At 47.7% G+C, this 18,182-nt stretch carries 20 protein-coding genes and 1 tRNA gene; 2 read left to right on the forward strand and 19 right to left on the reverse strand.

Annotated features, from left to right (window positions below; genetic code table 11):
* Window positions 1-47 precede the first annotated feature (47 nt).
* The 9 genes from thrC to AC2CG4_RS09990 form a co-directional block, all read right to left on the reverse strand.
* Window positions 48-1,445, reverse strand: coding sequence for a threonine synthase (gene thrC, locus AC2CG4_RS09950; protein WP_484486113.1), 1,398 nt, complete (start codon window positions 1,443-1,445; stop codon window positions 48-50).
* Between the two features lie 33 nt (window positions 1,446-1,478).
* Window positions 1,479-2,783, reverse strand: a complete 1,305-nt coding sequence (locus tag AC2CG4_RS09955; RefSeq protein WP_484486114.1) for a homoserine dehydrogenase — start codon at window positions 2,781-2,783, stop codon at window positions 1,479-1,481.
* Between the two features lie 145 nt (window positions 2,784-2,928).
* Window positions 2,929-3,726: a DsbC family protein gene (locus AC2CG4_RS09960; protein ID WP_484486115.1), complete on the reverse strand. Its 798-nt coding sequence runs from the start codon at window positions 3,724-3,726 to the stop codon at window positions 2,929-2,931.
* A gap of 41 nt (window positions 3,727-3,767) precedes the next feature.
* Window positions 3,768-4,694, reverse strand: a complete 927-nt coding sequence (gene xerD, locus AC2CG4_RS09965; RefSeq protein WP_484486116.1) for a site-specific tyrosine recombinase XerD — start codon at window positions 4,692-4,694, stop codon at window positions 3,768-3,770.
* Between the two features lie 140 nt (window positions 4,695-4,834).
* Window positions 4,835-5,191: a 50S ribosomal protein L19 gene (gene rplS / locus AC2CG4_RS09970; protein ID WP_255321701.1), complete on the reverse strand. Its 357-nt coding sequence runs from the start codon at window positions 5,189-5,191 to the stop codon at window positions 4,835-4,837.
* Between the two features lie 4 nt (window positions 5,192-5,195).
* Window positions 5,196-5,969 carry a tRNA (guanosine(37)-N1)-methyltransferase TrmD gene (trmD, locus tag AC2CG4_RS09975; protein WP_484486117.1) on the reverse strand — a complete coding sequence of 258 codons (774 nt, stop codon included), beginning with the start codon at window positions 5,967-5,969 and terminating at the stop codon, window positions 5,196-5,198.
* A gap of 75 nt (window positions 5,970-6,044) precedes the next feature.
* Window positions 6,045-6,581: a ribosome maturation factor RimM gene (gene rimM, locus AC2CG4_RS09980; protein ID WP_484486118.1), complete on the reverse strand. Its 537-nt coding sequence runs from the start codon at window positions 6,579-6,581 to the stop codon at window positions 6,045-6,047.
* A gap of 33 nt (window positions 6,582-6,614) precedes the next feature.
* Window positions 6,615-6,863: a 30S ribosomal protein S16 gene (gene rpsP, locus AC2CG4_RS09985; protein WP_062064010.1), complete on the reverse strand. Its 249-nt coding sequence runs from the start codon at window positions 6,861-6,863 to the stop codon at window positions 6,615-6,617.
* Window positions 6,864-7,076: 213 nt separating this feature from the next.
* Window positions 7,077-8,984 (reverse strand): beta-ketoacyl synthase, encoded by a 1,908-nt coding sequence (locus AC2CG4_RS09990; RefSeq protein WP_484486119.1) that lies wholly within the window; start codon window positions 8,982-8,984, stop codon window positions 7,077-7,079.
* Window positions 8,985-9,118: 134 nt separating this feature from the next.
* On the opposite strand from AC2CG4_RS09990, the gene AC2CG4_RS09995 reads away from it, so the two are divergent.
* The gene (locus AC2CG4_RS09995) at window positions 9,119-10,123 is read left to right on the forward strand and encodes a GlxA family transcriptional regulator (RefSeq protein ID WP_484486120.1); all 1,005 of its coding nucleotides are present in this window, start codon (window positions 9,119-9,121) and stop codon (window positions 10,121-10,123) included.
* A gap of 77 nt (window positions 10,124-10,200) precedes the next feature.
* On the opposite strand, the gene AC2CG4_RS10000 is transcribed toward AC2CG4_RS09995, so the two are convergent.
* Window positions 10,201-10,671 (reverse strand): Hsp20 family protein, encoded by a 471-nt coding sequence (locus tag AC2CG4_RS10000; RefSeq protein WP_484486121.1) that lies wholly within the window; start codon window positions 10,669-10,671, stop codon window positions 10,201-10,203.
* Between the two features lie 425 nt (window positions 10,672-11,096).
* On the opposite strand from AC2CG4_RS10000, the gene AC2CG4_RS10005 reads away from it, so the two are divergent.
* Window positions 11,097-11,420 (forward strand): HPF/RaiA family ribosome-associated protein, encoded by a 324-nt coding sequence (locus tag AC2CG4_RS10005; RefSeq protein WP_484486122.1) that lies wholly within the window; start codon window positions 11,097-11,099, stop codon window positions 11,418-11,420.
* 102 nt (window positions 11,421-11,522) lie between these two features.
* Here AC2CG4_RS10005 and AC2CG4_RS10010 read toward each other — a convergent pair whose 3' ends face one another.
* From AC2CG4_RS10010 to infC, 9 genes are all read right to left on the reverse strand, one after another.
* Window positions 11,523-12,272 carry a SapC family protein gene (locus tag AC2CG4_RS10010; protein ID WP_062064020.1) on the reverse strand — a complete coding sequence of 250 codons (750 nt, stop codon included), beginning with the start codon at window positions 12,270-12,272 and terminating at the stop codon, window positions 11,523-11,525.
* Window positions 12,273-12,471: 199 nt separating this feature from the next.
* Window positions 12,472-12,548: transfer RNA gene (locus tag AC2CG4_RS10015), tRNA-Pro, on the reverse strand.
* A gap of 152 nt (window positions 12,549-12,700) precedes the next feature.
* A complete protein-coding gene (locus AC2CG4_RS10020; protein ID WP_394984233.1) occupies window positions 12,701-13,060 on the reverse strand; it encodes a MerR family transcriptional regulator in 360 nt (119 codons plus the stop codon).
* Window positions 13,041-13,349 carry an integration host factor subunit alpha gene (ihfA, locus tag AC2CG4_RS10025; protein WP_049629182.1) on the reverse strand — a complete coding sequence of 103 codons (309 nt, stop codon included), beginning with the start codon at window positions 13,347-13,349 and terminating at the stop codon, window positions 13,041-13,043. The genes AC2CG4_RS10020 and ihfA overlap by 20 nt, the downstream gene beginning before the upstream one ends.
* Window positions 13,350-13,361: 12 nt before the next feature.
* Window positions 13,362-15,737, reverse strand: coding sequence for a phenylalanine--tRNA ligase subunit beta (gene pheT, locus AC2CG4_RS10030; protein WP_484486123.1), 2,376 nt, complete (start codon window positions 15,735-15,737; stop codon window positions 13,362-13,364).
* A 15-nt stretch (window positions 15,738-15,752) separates the two neighbouring features.
* Window positions 15,753-16,766, reverse strand: coding sequence for a phenylalanine--tRNA ligase subunit alpha (pheS, locus tag AC2CG4_RS10035; protein WP_484486124.1), 1,014 nt, complete (start codon window positions 16,764-16,766; stop codon window positions 15,753-15,755).
* Window positions 16,767-16,962: 196 nt separating this feature from the next.
* Window positions 16,963-17,322 (reverse strand): 50S ribosomal protein L20, encoded by a 360-nt coding sequence (rplT, locus tag AC2CG4_RS10040; protein ID WP_007642208.1) that lies wholly within the window; start codon window positions 17,320-17,322, stop codon window positions 16,963-16,965.
* Between the two features lie 35 nt (window positions 17,323-17,357).
* The gene (gene rpmI, locus AC2CG4_RS10045; protein WP_062064028.1) at window positions 17,358-17,555 is read right to left on the reverse strand and encodes a 50S ribosomal protein L35; all 198 of its coding nucleotides are present in this window, start codon (window positions 17,553-17,555) and stop codon (window positions 17,358-17,360) included.
* 61 nt (window positions 17,556-17,616) lie between these two features.
* Window positions 17,617-18,165, reverse strand: a complete 549-nt coding sequence (gene infC / locus AC2CG4_RS10050; protein ID WP_078043326.1) for a translation initiation factor IF-3 — start codon at window positions 18,163-18,165, stop codon at window positions 17,617-17,619.
* Window positions 18,166-18,182 lie beyond the last annotated feature (17 nt).

Genomic DNA, 18,182 nt, shown 5'->3' on the forward strand with positions numbered 1-18,182 from the left:
CGCATTAGTAAACCAATGCGGCGTTTTGTGAACATAAAGCCTAGCGATTACTTGCGCACATTGGCCGCAACAAATTGCTGCACCTTGGCCAGATCTTGGGGGAGTACAGTGAAGCGCTCTTCACGCTCGAACAAATCCTGCATGTGATGTGGCAACGCGGGGTCTGCATCCTGCCCTGCTTTACGCACAGCTTCCGGGAATTTTGCCGGATGCGCAGTAGCGAGCACCACCATTGGAATATCCTGACGGCGACGGGTTTTGCGCGCGGCATCTACACCAATGGCGGTATGTGGGTCGAGCAGGTATTCGGTGCAATCAAATACACTGCGAATCACGTCGATAGTGACTTCATCGCTCACACCGTGACTGGTAAATAATTCACGCGCGCGAACCAATGCAGATTCTTTTAAGATCATGCTGCCAGATTTAAAATCTTCCATCAGCTGACGAATCGCATTGCCATCGCGGTCATACAAATCAAACAACATACGTTCAAAGTTGCTCGATACCATAATGTCCATACTTGGCGACAAGGTGTGTTGCAATTGATTTTTGCTGTGGTCATTACTGCTGATACAACGATGCAAAATGTCATTGCTGTTAGTCGCAATCACCAACTGATCAATCGGCAAGCCCATTTGTTTAGCCAGGTAACCGGCAAAAATATCGCCAAAGTTACCGGTGGGAACTGAAAACGCAATGGGGCGATGAGGCGCACCCAACGCCAAACCGGCGTAAAAGTAATAGACGATTTGCGCCATGATGCGCGCCCAGTTGATTGAGTTGACTGCAACCAACTGACGACCTTCCGGCAGAAACGACTGATCGCCAAAACTGGCTTTCACCATATTCTGACAATCATCAAAGTTACCTTCGAGTGCGATATTGAATACATTGGGCGCAAGCACAGTGGTCATCTGGCGACGCTGTACATTGGACACGCGATTGTTCGGGTGCATGATAAAAATATCGATGTTATCGCAGCGACGGCAACCTTCGATTGCAGCAGAACCTGTATCACCTGAAGTAGCACCCATCACTACAACTTTTTGATTGCGCTTTTTCAGCAAGTGATCGAGCAAGTGACCCAAAAACTGCAACGCGAAATCTTTAAACGCGAGAGTTGGCCCTTGGAATAATTCCAAAATCCATTCGTTGTGACCGGTCTGCACCAAGGGCGCAATCGCATCGTGACGGAAAGTCGCGTAGGACTCGGCAATAATTTGTTTGAATTCTTCGTCGCTAACCGCACCGGCAACAAAAGGTTTCATCACATTAAAGGCGAGTTCTTGATAGGACAGGCCAGCCCAGGAAGCAATTTCTTCTTTGCTAAATTTAGGCAGAGTTTCTGGTACATACAGACCGCCATCGGGGGCTAAACCGGTCAGTACCACTTCTTCAAAACTGAGTGCGGGCGCTTGGCCGCGAGTGCTGATGTATTTCACAATAGCTAACCTTTAAAAAATTTTTAATTTCGCTTATTTCAATGCTTCAACGCGAATACGTTGCACCGGCCCGGCAATTGCGTAGAGCGACTCAATACCGCGAATCGCAGCAGCCAGTTTCTTTTCTTGTACCTTGTTAGTGAGCAAAATCAGCGGCACGGTAAGCTCGCCTTCTTTTGCTTCTTTCTGAATCATCGCTTCGATACTGATGCCGGCATCGCTGAGAATGGTCGCGATCTTGGATAGCACACCGGGTTTATCTTGCGCTGACATGCGCAGATAGTTAGCAGTTTCCACATCGTCAATCGACATGATCGGCTGCTCGGTTACAAAGTCGGTACCGAAACCTAAATAGGGAACTCGATGCTCAGGTGCAGCGGTCAATGTACGCGCGACATCAACTATATCGCCCACAATCGATGAACCGGTTGGCTCGGCACCGGCACCAGCACCGTAATACATAGTGGCGCCCACAGCGTCACCTTTTACCAATACTGCGTTCATCACACCATCAACATTGGCGATCAAACGTTTGGCTGGGATTAATGTGGGGTGTACACGCAACTCAATGCCCGCTTCAGTACGACGTGCGATACCCAGATTTTTAATGCGATAACCCAATTCTTCGGCATAGACCACATCTTCGGTGGCGATTTTAGTAATGCCTTCAGTAAATACTTTGTTAATTTCCAATGGAATACCAAACGCCAGCGAGGCCAAAATCACTAACTTGTGTGCGGCATCTATACCTTCCACATCAAAAGTCGGATCAGCTTCGGCATACCCCAAGGCTTGCGCTTCGGCCAATACATCTTCAAATGAACGGCCTTTATCGCGCATTTCGGTCAAAATAAAATTGCCGGTGCCGTTGATAATGCCCGCCAACCATTCAATCTTGTTGGCCGCCAAACCTTCGCGGATAGCTTTAATAATGGGAATACCGCCTGCAACCGCTGCTTCAAATGCTACAGTCACACCTTTGGCGTTTGCTGCCGCGAAAATTTCATTTCCATGATGGGCAATTAGCGCTTTGTTTGCGGTAATAATGTGCTTACCGTTTTCAATGGCCTTGAGAATCAGATCTTTGGCTACGGTAGTACCGCCCATAACCTCAACCAGCACATCGACATCGGGGTTATTTGCAACATCAAACACATCGCGCGTTACGTTGAAATTTGAAGTATCACAGTTAGGGTTATCGCGACGAGCACCAATCTGCACGATGGTAATGTCACATCCGGCACGAGCATCAATCAGCGCTTTGTTGCGCGTGAGAATATTAACTGTACCGCTGCCCACGGTGCCCAGACCGCAGATACCAATTCTTACCGGATTCAAGGTGGATTCCTCGTCAAATGCTAGTGAAATTTAGGCCAATATTAAAAAAGACGGCCACCATACTCATGGTGGCCGTCAGTGTCAATTGCGCTTTGGAGCGGCTGCTCAATATAGTAAAGATGGTGCTTTCAAGCACGATCAATCATTAAATACCTAGAGTTTTTGCCAGCTCTTCTGGGGGCGTGTAGCCAGGCACCAGTTTGCCATCAGGCAAGAATAATGCGGGTGTACCATTCACACCTAATTGACCACCCAATTGGAATTGCGCCGCGACCGGGTTATCACATGTGGCATTGGGAACTGACTGATCAGACTTGAGTTTGGTCATTGCATCCAGCTTATCTTTTGCGCACCAAGTAGAAATCAACTTATCGGCCGACGGGCTGGGAATTCCTGCACGCGGATAAGCAAGATAGCGGATCTCGATACCCAAATCGTTGTAGCCGGGTTTCTGTTGGCCGCCTTCATTATAAGTGTGCATTTGACTATGCAGCTTACGACAATAACCGCAGTCGATATCGGTAAATACATAGACAACTGCTTTGGTCTTGCCCTTTGGTTTGAAGTTGATGCTCTTTTTACTATCGAGACCAGCCAGTGCTTTCTTGCGCTCTTCGATAACATAGGGGTCTTCAATTTTAGCGAAACCGTTGCTATCAATACCAAAGATCTCACCCGCAATAAATTTATCGCCCTCGGGGGTTACATATAAAACTGGGCCACCCGGAACTTGTACCTGATACAAGCCTTTAATCATAGAGGGGCGCGGCTGACCAAAATTAATATCCGGTCGCGCCTTACTCAGACTTTCCAAAATTGTCTCCTCAACCGTTTTACGCTTGAGCAATTCACCTTGTGCAGACGCCATCGGAACCGCCATCAAAGCAGACAAAGAGAAGCTCACCACAGCAGCAAAGCCAAGCGTTTTTAATGTTTTTATCATAATCATATCTCTTACAGGTTTATAAATTTTTGATTGCTAACTTAACCGCGCGGATGATGTTGCGCGTGCTGTTGCTTCATGCGCAACTTAGCCACATGCGTATAAATTTGTGTCGTCGATAAATCACTGTGCCCTAAGAGCAACTGTACCACACGCAAATCGGCACCGTGATTCAATAAATGAGTCGCAAAGGCGTGGCGCAAGGTATGCGGCGACAATTCTTTTTTGATGCCAGCCAGCATCGCCCAATGCTTGATACGATACCAGAAAGTCTGGCGAGTCATCGGCTGGGCACGCATGCTGGGAAATACTACCTCATCCGGCATATTATTCAGCAACACAGGTCGCGCTTCGCGTAAATATCGCGCCAACCATGCTGCAGCCTCCTCTCCCATAGGAATCAAACGCTCTTTACTGCCTTTGCCCATGACCCGCACAACATTCTGGCGCAGGTTAACTTGCGGCATAGTCAATTCCACCAACTCAGTTACACGCAAACCACAGGCATAAAGCACCTCTAACATGGTTCGATCACGCAACCCGATTGGATCGGATAAATCTGGCGCATTAAGCAAAGATTCGACATCGCTTTCGCTTAAAGATTTCGGCAAAGGGCGTGATAATTTCGGATTATCGACCAAAGCAACAGGATTTTCGCCAATTCGACCCTCACGCAACAAATAGCGATAAAAACCCCGAACACAGGAGAGAAAGCGAGCCGATGTGCGGCTCGACAGTTTTTGCTGCAGGCGCACCTCCAAGTATTCCTGCACCAGCGCTGCATCAACCCCAATTAACTGCTGCCCCTGCTGATTTAACCAGAGGGCAAATTGCTCCAGATCACGCCGGTAGGATTCCTGGGTATTGTCGCTTAGCCCTTTTTCCATCCAAATCGCATCCAAATACTCAGCAATAAGCTGCGTATCTGCAAGTACCGGAGTTAATTCCAACGACTTAGCAGCAACCATAATCCAAACCAAAAGCGAAAAACCGACTGTAACCACTCGCCCTTAGTAAGGCAATCAAAAAGCAAGGCAAAGAAAAGCAAAAAGCCGAAGCGGTTTCCCGCTTCGGCTTTCTGAAAATCGATATGAATATCGATTTGATCTTATACCAGCTTCTCTTTAATACGAGCTGCCTTACCAGTAAGGTCACGCAGGTAGTAAAGTTTAGCTTGACGCACATCACCACGACGCTTCAGGGTTACACTGTCGATCATGGGGCTGTGAGTTTGGAAAGTACGCTCAACGCCTACGCCGTGAGAAATTTTACGCACGGTGAATGCAGAGTTAAGGCCACGGTTACGAATAGCGATTACAACACCTTCATAAGCCTGTACACGCTCACGATCGCCTTCTTTAACTTTCACGTTTACAACAACGGTATCGCCTGGTGAAAATTCAGTAAGGTTTGCTTTCAGTTGCTCGTTTTCCAACGCCTGAATAATTGGGTTACTCATTGATATTCTCCTAAGAGTCTATAGCTTCACAGCTAGAGTTTGTCGTATCAAGGTCACGACGATATTCCGTCAACAGCTTTTGCTGCTCCTCGGTTAAATTTATTGCGTGCAATAAATCAGGCCTTTTCAGCCAAGTTCGCCCTAGCGCTTGTTTCAAGCGCCAGCGCCGAATCAGTTCGTGATTACCAGATACCAACACCTCCGGTACACGCATTCCTTCAAATTCTTCAGGACGGGTGTAATGAGGGCAATCTAATAATCCATCGGTAAATGAATCCTGCTCTGCCGATTGCGCATGCCCAAGAGCACCCGGAATCAACCGTGTTACCGCGTCGATCAGCACCATTGCGGGCAGCTCACCGCCACTTAACACATAGTCACCGATGGACCATTCCTCATCGATAACTGTTTGTATTAATCGCTCGTCGATACCTTCGTAACGACCAGCCACCAATACCATATTACTGTAGCTTGCCAATTCAGCGACACCGGACTGATCCAATGTTCTACCTTGGGGTGACAGGTAAATGACTTTTGCATCATCGCCTGCCCAAACCTTTGCTGCTGCGATGGCATCACGCAGCGGCTGCACCATCATCACCATTCCAGGACCACCGCCGAAAGGGCGATCATCTACCGTTGAATGACGATCATGAGCAAAATCCCGTGGTGTTATTGTTTTTAACTCCACCAGACCTTGTTTAATCGCGCGACTGGTTATCCCAAAGCCGGCAATCGCGTTAAACATGTCAGGAAAAATGGAAACAACCGCAATTTTAAGCAATTGACGATTACCCCTCTCGCCTCACAGCGTTTACGCCAAAATAAAGTTGAGCTCTAAACTTTTAATTTATAAAGCTTAAAACTCGGGATCCCAATCAACCAGCACTTCACCAGCGTCGAGATCAACAGCCAGCACAAACTGCTCAGGCACATAAGGTATCAAGCGCTCACGCTGATCGATACTTTCTGCATCCGCCGTTACGACGAAAACGTCGTTTGCGCCAGTTTCCATCAATTTGGAGATTACCCCGAGACGCTTACGCCCACCATCAAACTGAGTAAACACCACCAAGCCTTCAAGCTGACTCCAGTAATATTCACCATCATCCAATTCAGGTAATAAATCGCGCTCAACGGCTATATCTGCAGCGGTGTATTGCGCAGCCAAATCGCGGTCATCAACACCGACAATATGAGCAACAAATGCATCACCATGAGGACGCGCCTCATCTATCTCAATTTTTTTGACCCCATGCTTGGTTTTTAACCACCAAGGATGGTATTCAAATAAATTTTCTTGCGGCTCGGTGTAAGAGTGGACTTTCACCCAACCCTTTACACCATAAACAGCGGTAATTCGCCCGACATTAACTAAATTGGATTCCGCAGACATCAGGCGCCTTCGACTATTTATTTAGCGAGGCTATTAAGCCGCTTTTTTGCTTTCTTTAACCAGTTGTTCAACGCGCTCAGACAACTGTGCACCTTGACCAACCCAGTGAGCCAAACGGTCAGCATCAACACGCAAACGCTCTTCTTGACCACGAGCAACTGGATTGAAGAAACCAATACGCTCGATGAAGCGGCCGTTACGGGCGCTGCGGCTGTTGGTTACGGTCAGATGATAAAACGGGCGCTTTTTAGAGCCACCACGTGACAGACGAATAGTTACCATTGAGGTCTTCTTCCTGTGTTTACTTATGGGGGAAAGCGAACCTTCCCAGTTAAAAATCGACTTTAAGGTTAAAAAATCGTTAGTCGCACAATAAGCTGTGCGAAAGGCGCGGCATTTTAAGGGAAAGATTGGGCTTTGTATAGGCTAATAAATTATTAAGTAAGATAACCTCACCACCTTACCGATGGGGTGAGGTATTTTTTACCACAATATCTAGTCACACATGTCCGCAAAACGGTTACCAAAGGTGAGATCAATCGCCTGCGCAAACCCAGGCAGACTCAGATGCTTTTGATCAACCTGAATCAGAGCTTCATCAATCAACCCTTCACCAAAGTGATAAATGGTCGCAAAACTGCCCTGCAAAGCAGCCTGATCATAGGCCGACGCCGCCGCGCGCACTTGCTCGCGCTTATCTTTGTAGCGATTAAATATTGCATCGCCATAACGACGCGCCAGCATAGACTCCACCACATGAGGCGCAAAAATGCTTGCCGTTGCATTGTTGCCACCAAACCCTTTCGAGTTAAGGAAGGCAACATCCAAAGGCTGACTGCACTTTTCATCCTTTGTGGAAATCTGCAAACGCTCAGCAAAAACATCATCGGCGACCTTGTCGATGGTTTTAATGCCGGGAATCAAACCGTATTTGAAAATACCGAGACTGGCGATCAACTGCTCACCGCTGGCAGCCGACAAGGAATGACCTACGTAGGCTTTTACTGCAGACACAGGCCAACTGGTGATATTAAATACCTGTGCGATCTGATCAAAAATTTGCGATTCAGTCACCCGATTTTGCGGTGTACTGGAACCGTGCGCCTGCACCATCGAGCGCAGCCGAATCGATTCATCACCCAAAATGGCACGCGCCGAAGCCACAGCTTTTGCCATGGTGATGTAATTTCCCGGGCCCGGAGCTGAAATCGACTTTTTAAAACCGTCGGCGTTGATAAATACATCACCTACCGCGCCGTGAACATCAGCACCCAGCTCGATAGCCAGAGCATCGTCCATCAACACCACATATTGACTGGCCTCAGCCATAGTAAAACCAGCATTTTCACCAAACGGACGACTGCTACGGCGCAGGTCAGCCTCTTCAACCCCGTCCAGTTTTCTCAGTTTTTCTTCACTGGCAAGCGCCCCCATAGTCGCATAACCATCGATAATCTCCGGAACGATTGGCGCCTCTGCGCAGCCCACTACCGCAACACGGCATTTGCCGGATGCTATGTCATCAGCTGCTGCCTGTAAGTTATAGAGGAATGATGCACAAGCACCGGTGATTGCGCCCGTCTGACCAACACTCCCCAAAAGATAGGCATTCACAAAATCTGCTGGCATGGTATTCAAACCCAACGGACACTGCTTGGCGCTAACCCGCGAGCCCTTAAGGCGCGATTGCAGCAAACCACCAAACCCATTTTCATCCATCTGGCTCATCACATTACTGGCATACACTCCAACCTGATCAGGCTTAATCGCATTCATTACTGTCTGCCACGTCAACCCGGTAGATTGAATTGCATCAGAGGCACCAATTACCGCTAACTGCAATGCGCGAGGATGATAGTGCGAGTTGTACAGCGCCCCCGGATTAAAACCCTGCGGCAGCTGTCCGGCTGACTTTACCGGCAGGTCGCGATAACTGTCGAACTTAACCTCAAACCCAGATGCCGCAATGACACGCACGCGATCATCGTCGATAGATTCCACTTGCCAATCTGCAGGCATAGGCTCAGGTAAATCGCGCTTGCGCATCTCCACCACCAAAGGTGAATCACCTGCACCCAAGGTGGCCGACTTTTGCCAGTGCGCAGCATCAACATCAAAAAACTCTTTATCGATTCGACGTATCAAGGTGCCATTTAATATCTGCTCGCCAAAACGGATTTCCAAATCAGCCAAGCTAAGAGCCGCTCCCTCAGCGTCGCGATAGCTGTTATCTTCAAACCTAACCAAACCCATCATAACCGCTAATCCAGCCATAGTTTCTTGTCGATCTGATGGCTGCAGACTTTCAATTACCATGCGACGATAAGCATGATGACCGGAACTGCGACCCGCTGCATTGAACCCACCAAAGCCCACAATCACCGGCAAACGCGCAACAGACATAACAACTCCCAAGATTCGCAAGGTTAAAAACTCGATAAAGTGTAAGAGTATTAAATCTGAATGTCCCTGTTAATTTGGTCATTATCGATGGTAAATTGGCCACAACAGACTCACTCATACCATGCGACCACTCTATGAGCAAAAACCCGCCAATCCGTATTCACTTTTTGCTCTGCGAGCGCATGCTCGCCACCAGCAGCACTCTGCCAATGGAAATGCTGCTCGCAGCTGAGAGCGCTGTGACCAGCATGCTGCCCAAAGATCAGCAGCGCCCTCTCGATATCAAAACCATCAGCCTAAACCCTGCCCCCATCACCAGCCGCACTGGGCTTTTATGGCAGCCCGATGTAACCATCACCAGCAAACCAGCCAGCGATTTGATTTACATTCCAGGCTTGTGGCGCAACCCCCGCCCAGTAGTACAACAACACGGCGAAACGCTGGAGTGGCTACGCGAACAACACCAAAACGGAGCAATTATTAGCGCTGTCGGCACGGGAGTTTGTTTTCTGGCAGAAGCAGGATTATTAGATGGCAAAGCAGCAACAACTCACTGGCACTACTTTGATCAATTTCAAAAAGACTATGCCGCCGTACAACTGAAGCGCCAATATTTCATCACCCAAGCAGGCAATCTTTATTGTGCGGCAAGCGTCAACTCACTGGCCGATTTAACCGTGCATTTTATCCAGCGTTTTTTTGGTAAAAAAATTGCCAGCCATGTAGAGCGGCATTTCTCCCACGAAATTCGTCAGGCTTATGAGACAAGAGGTTTTTTTGAAGCACAAGAAAATCGACACCCAGATGAAGACATTACCCAAATACAAATCTGGCTACAGGACAATTACCAGCGCGAGATTTTATTTCCACAAGTCGCCCTGCGTTTTGGCATGAGTGTACGCACGCTAAATCGTCGTTTCAAAAATGCACTAGGGCAAACACCGCTGGATTATTTACAAGAAATTCGCATCAACATCGCTAAGGATTTATTAAAAACCAGTAATTTGTCGATTAACGAAATTGCCGACAAGGTGGGCTATCAAGACACTGGTTACTTCACCATTCTTTTTAAGAAAAAACTAGCAACCACACCCAATGCCTACCGGGATACAGTGCGCGCAAAATTATTCAGCACCTGATTTTTTGCATCAATTATAAAAAATAACCCCAGCATCAATGATACCAGGGTTATTTTGAAGGCATATATTACGCCGTCTTATGCCGCATCTGCACCGGCAGACACAACCGTCAACTTATCTGCGGTTTGCACACCAATTGGAATAGTGCGTGGTTTCATCGATTCTGGAATCACGCGCTGCAAATCTATATGCAGCAATCCACTTTCATAATTGGCCGATTTAACTTGCACATGATCAGCCAACTGAAAGCGCCGCTCAAAACTACGCGCCGCTATGCCCTGATGCAAGTAGGTGCGCTGCTGCTCATCAGCAGCCTTGTTTGCTGAAACCGTTAAATTATTTTGATTCACCTCGATATTTAACTCAGACTGATCAAAACCGGCAACAGCCATAGTAATTCGGTATTTATCTTCGCCCGTCAGTTCAATGTTATAAGGCGGATAACTGGGTTGATTCTGTTCTGCGCGAGATAGGCTATCTAGCAAATTAGCCATACGATCAAAACCAATGGCAGAACGATAAAGTGGAGTGAAATCAAAATTACGCATAGTCAATATCCTCAATTGAGCAATATAAAGAGTTGGACTTATTTTATCGATCAAGTCATTTAAATCACGTGATCCTCTACCGAGCCATCACACAAATGAGATAAGGACATACAAAATCATTTCAAGGAAAATTCAAAAAAATAATTATTCAACCAAATGTCAACACCTCACCAATAGACAATAAACAACCGAAAAGACAGCCAGCAGGCACAGAGGCCAAACAGAACTGAGACGGTAAAAGCTGACATGCTTATGGCCGCTAAGATCATTAGCTTTTAAACAAAGATCGAAATGTTATTAAGAAGTTTCAACAAAAACTTGCTATTCGGCGGAAGATCACCAATATAGATAGGGAGGGTCGGGATTGTTCGCGGAACTCAATGCAGAACCCCTGCCCCCTAACATAAACGTTAAGGAGTCTTACGATGAAACCTGCTGTCGACGTTGTATATCGTGATTTGGATTCTTCAGTTGCATTTTCCGCTCTAAATGACATCATCACCAAGAAGCTTGAAAAGCTCAGCCGCTATACCGACCAAATTGTTCATAGCCGCGTAGTTCTTGACACCCCCCATCACCACAAGCACAAAGGTAAACAATTCCGAGCCTCTATTGAGCTGGATATAGTCGGCCACCCAATGGCCATCACTCAGGATGACGAATCCATACACGTTGCAGTGCGTGATGCTTTTTCAAGTGCAGAACGCAAAGTTAAACAGCTGGTCGCTCGCCAACGCAACACTCGTTAAATCACAGACCAAAGCGCCAAACGATTTCATTTCCCCCAAATGAAAAAAGCCGGGATCATGACTGATCCCGGCTCTGACACTATCAATAGGCAATATACCTGCTTAGCTTACCGCACCCAACTTGGCTGATTTTTTACTGATCAGGTGATTCAGGTTGGCCAGTGACTGCATATGGCTATAAATCAATTCCAAACCGTCTTTTTTGAATAAATCCAACGCTTCTGCATCGCCCAAAGCCTTAAGCTTTTCACGCTTCACTACGTAAAAGCCCATCAAATTCATATTAGACTCTTCGCGTCCTTTGAATGTAATATTTGCTTGCATTGGCTCCAACAAATCAAGCTCATGCAAACGCTTACAAAACACTTTCGTCATTTCAGCGCGATATTGATAATCCTTCAAAAACTCTACCACTTCTTTTAAATGAGCTGATTGTTCACCATTTTCCTCAAACAAACGACGCCCTTTGCTGCCATCTTTCAATACAGTTTGGCTGTCGGCGTCAATACACAATGCCATAGTGTCTGCGTTTTTATCACCACCCAACACAAACGGATAACGACGAATAAAAGCAGGAATATAACGCGAGGTGAACTGGAAGTTTTCATCCAAAGAAAGGTTTTCGCCCTCCTTCAAACCCATAATCGCCAAGGGAATATATTCACCCTCGTTTGCCGTTGCAGAAAACACAATGGGAAACTCACTTGCGGCAAATGGAATTTCTGTGGCCAACAAGGGGGCAGAAATCATATGCGATACAAATGCATAGTTATCAACCTGAACAGACCAATTGCGATGAACATCGGATGACAGTGGTTGAATGTTGTCATAAATCATGAGTTGTTTTGCCACGAGGATACCTCTATTTATTGTCTCGGCTTGGAAAAAACACTAGGGATGGAAAGCAAAAAATAAAGCCGCATGGTAGCACTTTCACAAACGACTGCCACAGCGAGAAGAACATTAATCAACCTTAGCGTAAACATAAATTACAAATACAAAAAAGCCTGCTAAAAAGCAGGCTTTTAAGTTATTGATTCTTAATTAAAAATGGTCGGAACGGCGGGATTTGAACCCACGACCCCTACACCCCCAGTATAGTGCGCTACCTGACTGCGCTACGCTCCGATATTTTTTGCGAACACAAACTTTAGCGCCTGTATCGCGAGGGATGGGCATAATACCTTAATTTATTGTCAATGCAATCAAAGAATTAAGAAATAACACCGATGCTCAATTAACAAACAATCACTTGAAAAAGAACTGCTATAAAGCTCACTTTATTTAATCTTCAATAGGTCTAGCAGATGTTCCAAGTCATCAATCATGCGCACAACCAATTGATTTAACTGGCCCGATTCGGACGGAGTATTCTCGCTTGACATCTGCAGACGCGCACCACCGATAGTAAAACCCTGATCGTATAAGAGGCTGCGAATCTGGCGGATCGTTAGCACATCCTGACGCTGATAATAGCGACGATTCCCCCGGCGCTTAACTGGTTTTAACTGAGGAAATTCCTGTTCCCAATAACGCAGCACATGTGGCTTTACCGCACACAATTCACTAACTTCACCAATAGTGAAATATCGCTTGCCGGGAATTACGGGAAGTTCGTCGTTATGACTCGGTTCCAACATATGTTTCTACTCGTGCCTTAAGTTTTTGTCCTGGACGGAAAGTAACCACACGCCGGGCGCTGATAGGAATCTCTTCACCCGTCTTAGGGTTCCTGCCCGGACGCTGACTTTTATCGCGCAATTCAAAATTGCCGAAACCTGAAAGTTTGACCTGTTCATTATTTTCCAAAGCGTGGCGGATCTCTTCAAAAAAGAGTTCCACCAATTCTTTGGCTTCCCGTTTATTGAGTCCGAGATCCTCATAAAGTTTCTCGGCCAAATCAGCTTTGGTCAGAGCGCCGTCCGACATAATTATTATTCCCTATCTGAGGGTAGCGGAAAAATTCACCCCCAGATACTGAACAATCGAGTCAATGGAGGCGTTGATCTCATCTTCATTAAGAGTGCGTGAAGGATGCTGAAAGGTCAACCCCATTGCAATACTTTTTCTATGTGGATCAATACCTTTGCCCATATATACGTCAAATACCTTTAAGTCGATAAGGTAGTCTCCCGCCTGTTCTTTAATCGCATTTAACAACTGCTGAGCAGCCACATCGCGATCCACCAAAAGTGCCAAATCGCGGCGCACTTCAGGGAACTTTGACAAAGGAGTAAAGGCAGGAATTCGCGCTTTTAGCAATGAACTGAGACGCACTTCAAACAAATAGACTGATTGAGGAATATCCAACTGTTGCAGCAAACTGGGGTGCAGCGCACCTATAACACCCTGCCATTCGCCATCGCGATAGATATCGGCCGTCTGGCCAGGATGCAGCGCCGAATGAGAACCTGACTGAATCGTGAATGCAGACTCATCACCAGTTAGGGCCAAAAGTGACTCAAGGTCGCCCTTGAGATCAAAGAAATCGACAGTTTCTGCAGCATTCGCCCAAGACTCAGGCGCACGACTGCCGTAAATAAGACCGGCAAGCATGGCTTCTTGCTTAAGGCCATCGGCAGATGGAACAAAGCGCAAGCCAGACTCAAACAAGCGCACGCGATTTTGTTGGCGGTTCAGATTGTTGCGCAGCACACTCACCAAGCCCGGCATCAAACTGGTACGCATGGCCGCCATATCGGCACTGATCGGGTTGCGCAGCAGGACTGGTGCAGTATTGGGGTCAAACAGAGCCGATAATTTTGGCTCAATAAAGCTGTAGGTGATTGCCTCTTGATAACCGCGTGCGATCAGCTGATTACGCAACGCAGGCAAGCCCATTTTCGCCTCGGGATGCGGCTCTATATCGAGCGGTGCCGCCAAGCTACGAGTAGGCAAACGATTATAGCCATACACACGAGCCAACTCTTCCAGCAAATCCGCTTCAATGGAGATGTCAAAGCGATAACTGGGCACTGAAAATACCCAACCTTCCGGATTTTGCGATAGCAACGTCAAACCCAAACGCGCCAGAATATCGACCACTTCATCATCGGCCATTTCCAGACTCAAACCGCTGACAATACGCGCCTTACGCAAGCTGACTTGGCGCTCCTGTGGCAAATGTTCGTTGGTCACATGGACAACCGGACCAGCTTCACCACCGACAATTTCCAGCAGCAGAGCGGTAGCTCGCTCAATGGCATCCAACTGCAAGCTGTAATCTACACCTCGCTCAAAACGATGGGATGAGTCGGTATGCAGACCGTATGAGCGGGCACGACCGGCAATCGCCAATGGATTAAAGAACGCGCTTTCCAGGAAAATATCGCGCGTTGTCTCAGTTACTGCCGTTTCTTCACCACCCATAATGCCCGCAACGGCCAAGGCCTTGTGTTGATCGGCAATTACCGTGGTATCGGCATTGAGTTTGATTTCCTGGCCATCCAGCAAGCGGAGCAACTCCCCCTGTTGCGCCATACGCACATGAATTGCATTGCTCAGTTTGGACAGATCAAACGCATGCATAGGCTGCCCCAACTCAAGCAGCACATAGTTAGTCACATCCACAACCGCATCAATGCTACGCAAGCCGGAACGGACTAATTTGTCTTGTAACCATGCTGGGCTTGGGCGGTTAATATCAATATTGCGGATCACACGACCCACATAACGACTACAAGCGGAACCGGCTTCGAGATACACCGGGAATTCATCGGCTATAGAAGCTGCAACAGCGGGAATAGCAGGTGCAGTCACTGGGGCGCGATTCAATACACCCACTTCGCGCGCTATACCTTTTACGCTCAAACAGTCACTGCGGTTGGGAGTCAAGTCAACTTCGATTAATTTGTCATCGAGATTCAAGTACTCACGCAAATTAGCACCCACAGGCGCGTCAGCTGCCAACTCCCACAGGCCTGTATCGTCGTCACCGGCCTTCAATTCTGTTTGGCCGCAGAGCATGCCAAAAGATTCAACACCGCGCAGCTTGGCCTTTTTGATCTGGAAGTCGCCTGGCAATTGCGCACCTATAGTGGCAAAGGGGATTTTAATTCCAACACGCGCATTAGCCGCACCGCAGACCACCTGCGTGGGACCATCAGGCAGACCAGCCACTTGGCAAACACGCAGTTTGTCTGCATCCGGGTGCTGCTCGCAGCCGACAATCTCACCGACGATCACGCCAGTGAAATCGCCCGCAACAGATTCAACTGCATCCACTTCAAGCCCGGCCATGGTCAGCTGAGCAATTAATTCATCGGTACCTATGGCTGGATTAACCCACTCGCGCAGCCAGGATTCACTGATTTTCATAATTCATTCGTTCCATTAAAACTGTTTTAAGAAGCGCAGATCGTTTTCAAAAAACAGTCGCAAATCATTTACGCCATAGCGCAACATAGCGAGACGCTCTACCCCCATGCCAAAGGCAAAACCGGTATAGGTTTCTGGATCAACGCCACTGGATTTAAACACTTCTGGGTGAACCATGCCGCAGCCGCCCACTTCCAGCCAGCCAGTGTTTTTACACATGCGACAACCCTTGCCGCGGCATTGGGTGCACTGGATATCCATCTCGGCCGATGGCTCGGTAAAGGGGAAATAAGAGGGGCGGAAACGCACGGGAACATCAGCCTCAAAGAAGGCTTTGAGGAATTGATCCATGGTGCCTTTTAAATCGGCAAAACTGATATTTTTATCGACCACCAAACCTTCAACCTGATGAAACATCGGCGAATGGGTTACATCGGAATCGCAGCGATACACACGACCAGGGCAAATCACCCGAATCGGTGGCTGTTTGTTTTCCATAGTGCGCACTTGCACTGGTGAGGTATGAGTGCGAAGTACGTGGGTATTGTCCACGTAGAAAGTGTCGTGCATCGCCCGCGCAGGGTGATGAGACGGAATATTGAGCGCTTCAAAGTTGTGGTAGTCATCCTCAATTTCAGGACCCACTTCAACGCTGTAACCGACTGCAGCAAAAATTTCTTCAATGCGCTGCAAGGTGCGGGTTACCGGATGCAGGCCGCCCGTGTACTGACCACGGCCAGGCAAGGTCACATCAACGACTTCACTCGCCAGCTTGGCATTAATCGCCTCTTGTTCTAATAGCGCCTTGCGCAGATTAAGCGCTTCTTGCACGGAATCCTTGGCTTTATTAATTTCAGCACCTGCAGCAGGACGCTCCTCTGCGGATAATTTACCCAACGTTTTCATCAACGCGGTGATGCTGCCATTTTTACCTAAATAATTTACCCGCACCGCATCCAGCGCAGTCAGATCTTGGGCATCGGCAACGAGTTTGAGCGCTTCTTGGGTAAGCGCAGCGAGATTTTCCATCTGCTTTTCCAGTATGTAATCGTAAAGATAATGAATAGAGTTCCAGCTTTGGATTAACCGGAGAGAGCCGCTCCTGCGCGTCCTGCGCCCGCGGCATACCGTTCATCCTGAACATAAAAAAAGGGAAGAACCCTAAAGCCCTTCCCCTTTTCATCGCGTTCGCAAAAGCTCTTGCGAGCTTAAGGTTGTTGGACGATTAAGCAGCCAGAGCTGATTTAGCCTTCGCAACAACAGCAGCAAATGCCGCTTTGTCGTACACAGCCAAATCAGCCAGTACACGACGGTCGAGAACGATGCTCGCCTTTTTCAAGCCAGCAATCAATTGGCTGTAGGACATGCCTTCAGCGCGCGATTGAGCATTGATACGAGTGATCCACAGAGCACGGAAATTACGCTTTTTAACGCGACGATCGCGGTAAGCATACTGACCTGCTTTGATAACGGCTTGCTTGGCAACACGGAATGTACGCGAACGTGCACCGTAGTAACCTTTAGCTGCTTTTAAAACTTTCTTGTGACGACGACGCGCCTCTACACCACGCTTAACACGGGCCATATCTCTATCCTCTCAAAATTCGCAATTAGCGCTGATTAATTAGCACGGAACAAACGTTTTACGCGTGGTACGTCGGCTGCATCAACGATGCTGGTGCCGCGCAATTGACGCTTACGTTTGGTGGTCATTTTGGTCAGGATGTGGCTTTTGTTAGCGTGCTTGAACTTAAAGCCCGCGCCAGTCTTTTTGAAGCGCTTTGACGCGCCACTGTGTACTTTAGCTTTGGTTGCCATGTGATGAAACTCCACACATTTAGGTAAATAGTATTAATAATCAAGGCAGCTAAAAGCCCGACTATTTTCTCTTTTTGGGGGCGATAACCATGGTGAGCTGCTTACCTTCCATCTTGGCAGCCTGCTCAACGGTACCCATTTCAGCCAGATCGGTCTCGATGCGTTGCATCATTTCCATCCCCAACTCTTGGTGGGCGAGCTCGCGGCCACGGAACTTTAACGTCACCTTGGCCTTATCCCCATGCTCTAGGAAGCGCATCAGAGCCTTTAATTTGACCTGATAATCAGCTTCCTCCGTCCCTGGGCGAAACTTCATTTCCTTCACCAACTGCTGCTTTTGCTTCTTTTTAGCAGCAGCTTTGGTTTTTTTGATTTCAAACAGATGCTTGCCGTAATCCATAATCTTACAGACTATTGGATCGCTATCAGCAACGATCTCCACCAGGTCCAGCGTTGCCGCTTGCGCCTGAGCGAGTGCATCACTCAGGCTCACAATACCGACTTGCTCGCCTTCTGCGTTGATTAAACGAACCTGCTTGGCTTCGATCTGATCGTTGATCCGCGCTTTTTTAGAATTGCCTTTGGCTGCGGGAGCGTTATCTCGTTTGATAGTTGTATCTCCAGTAA

It is taken from the genome of Cellvibrio sp. ATLC23 (genome assembly GCF_057196725.1).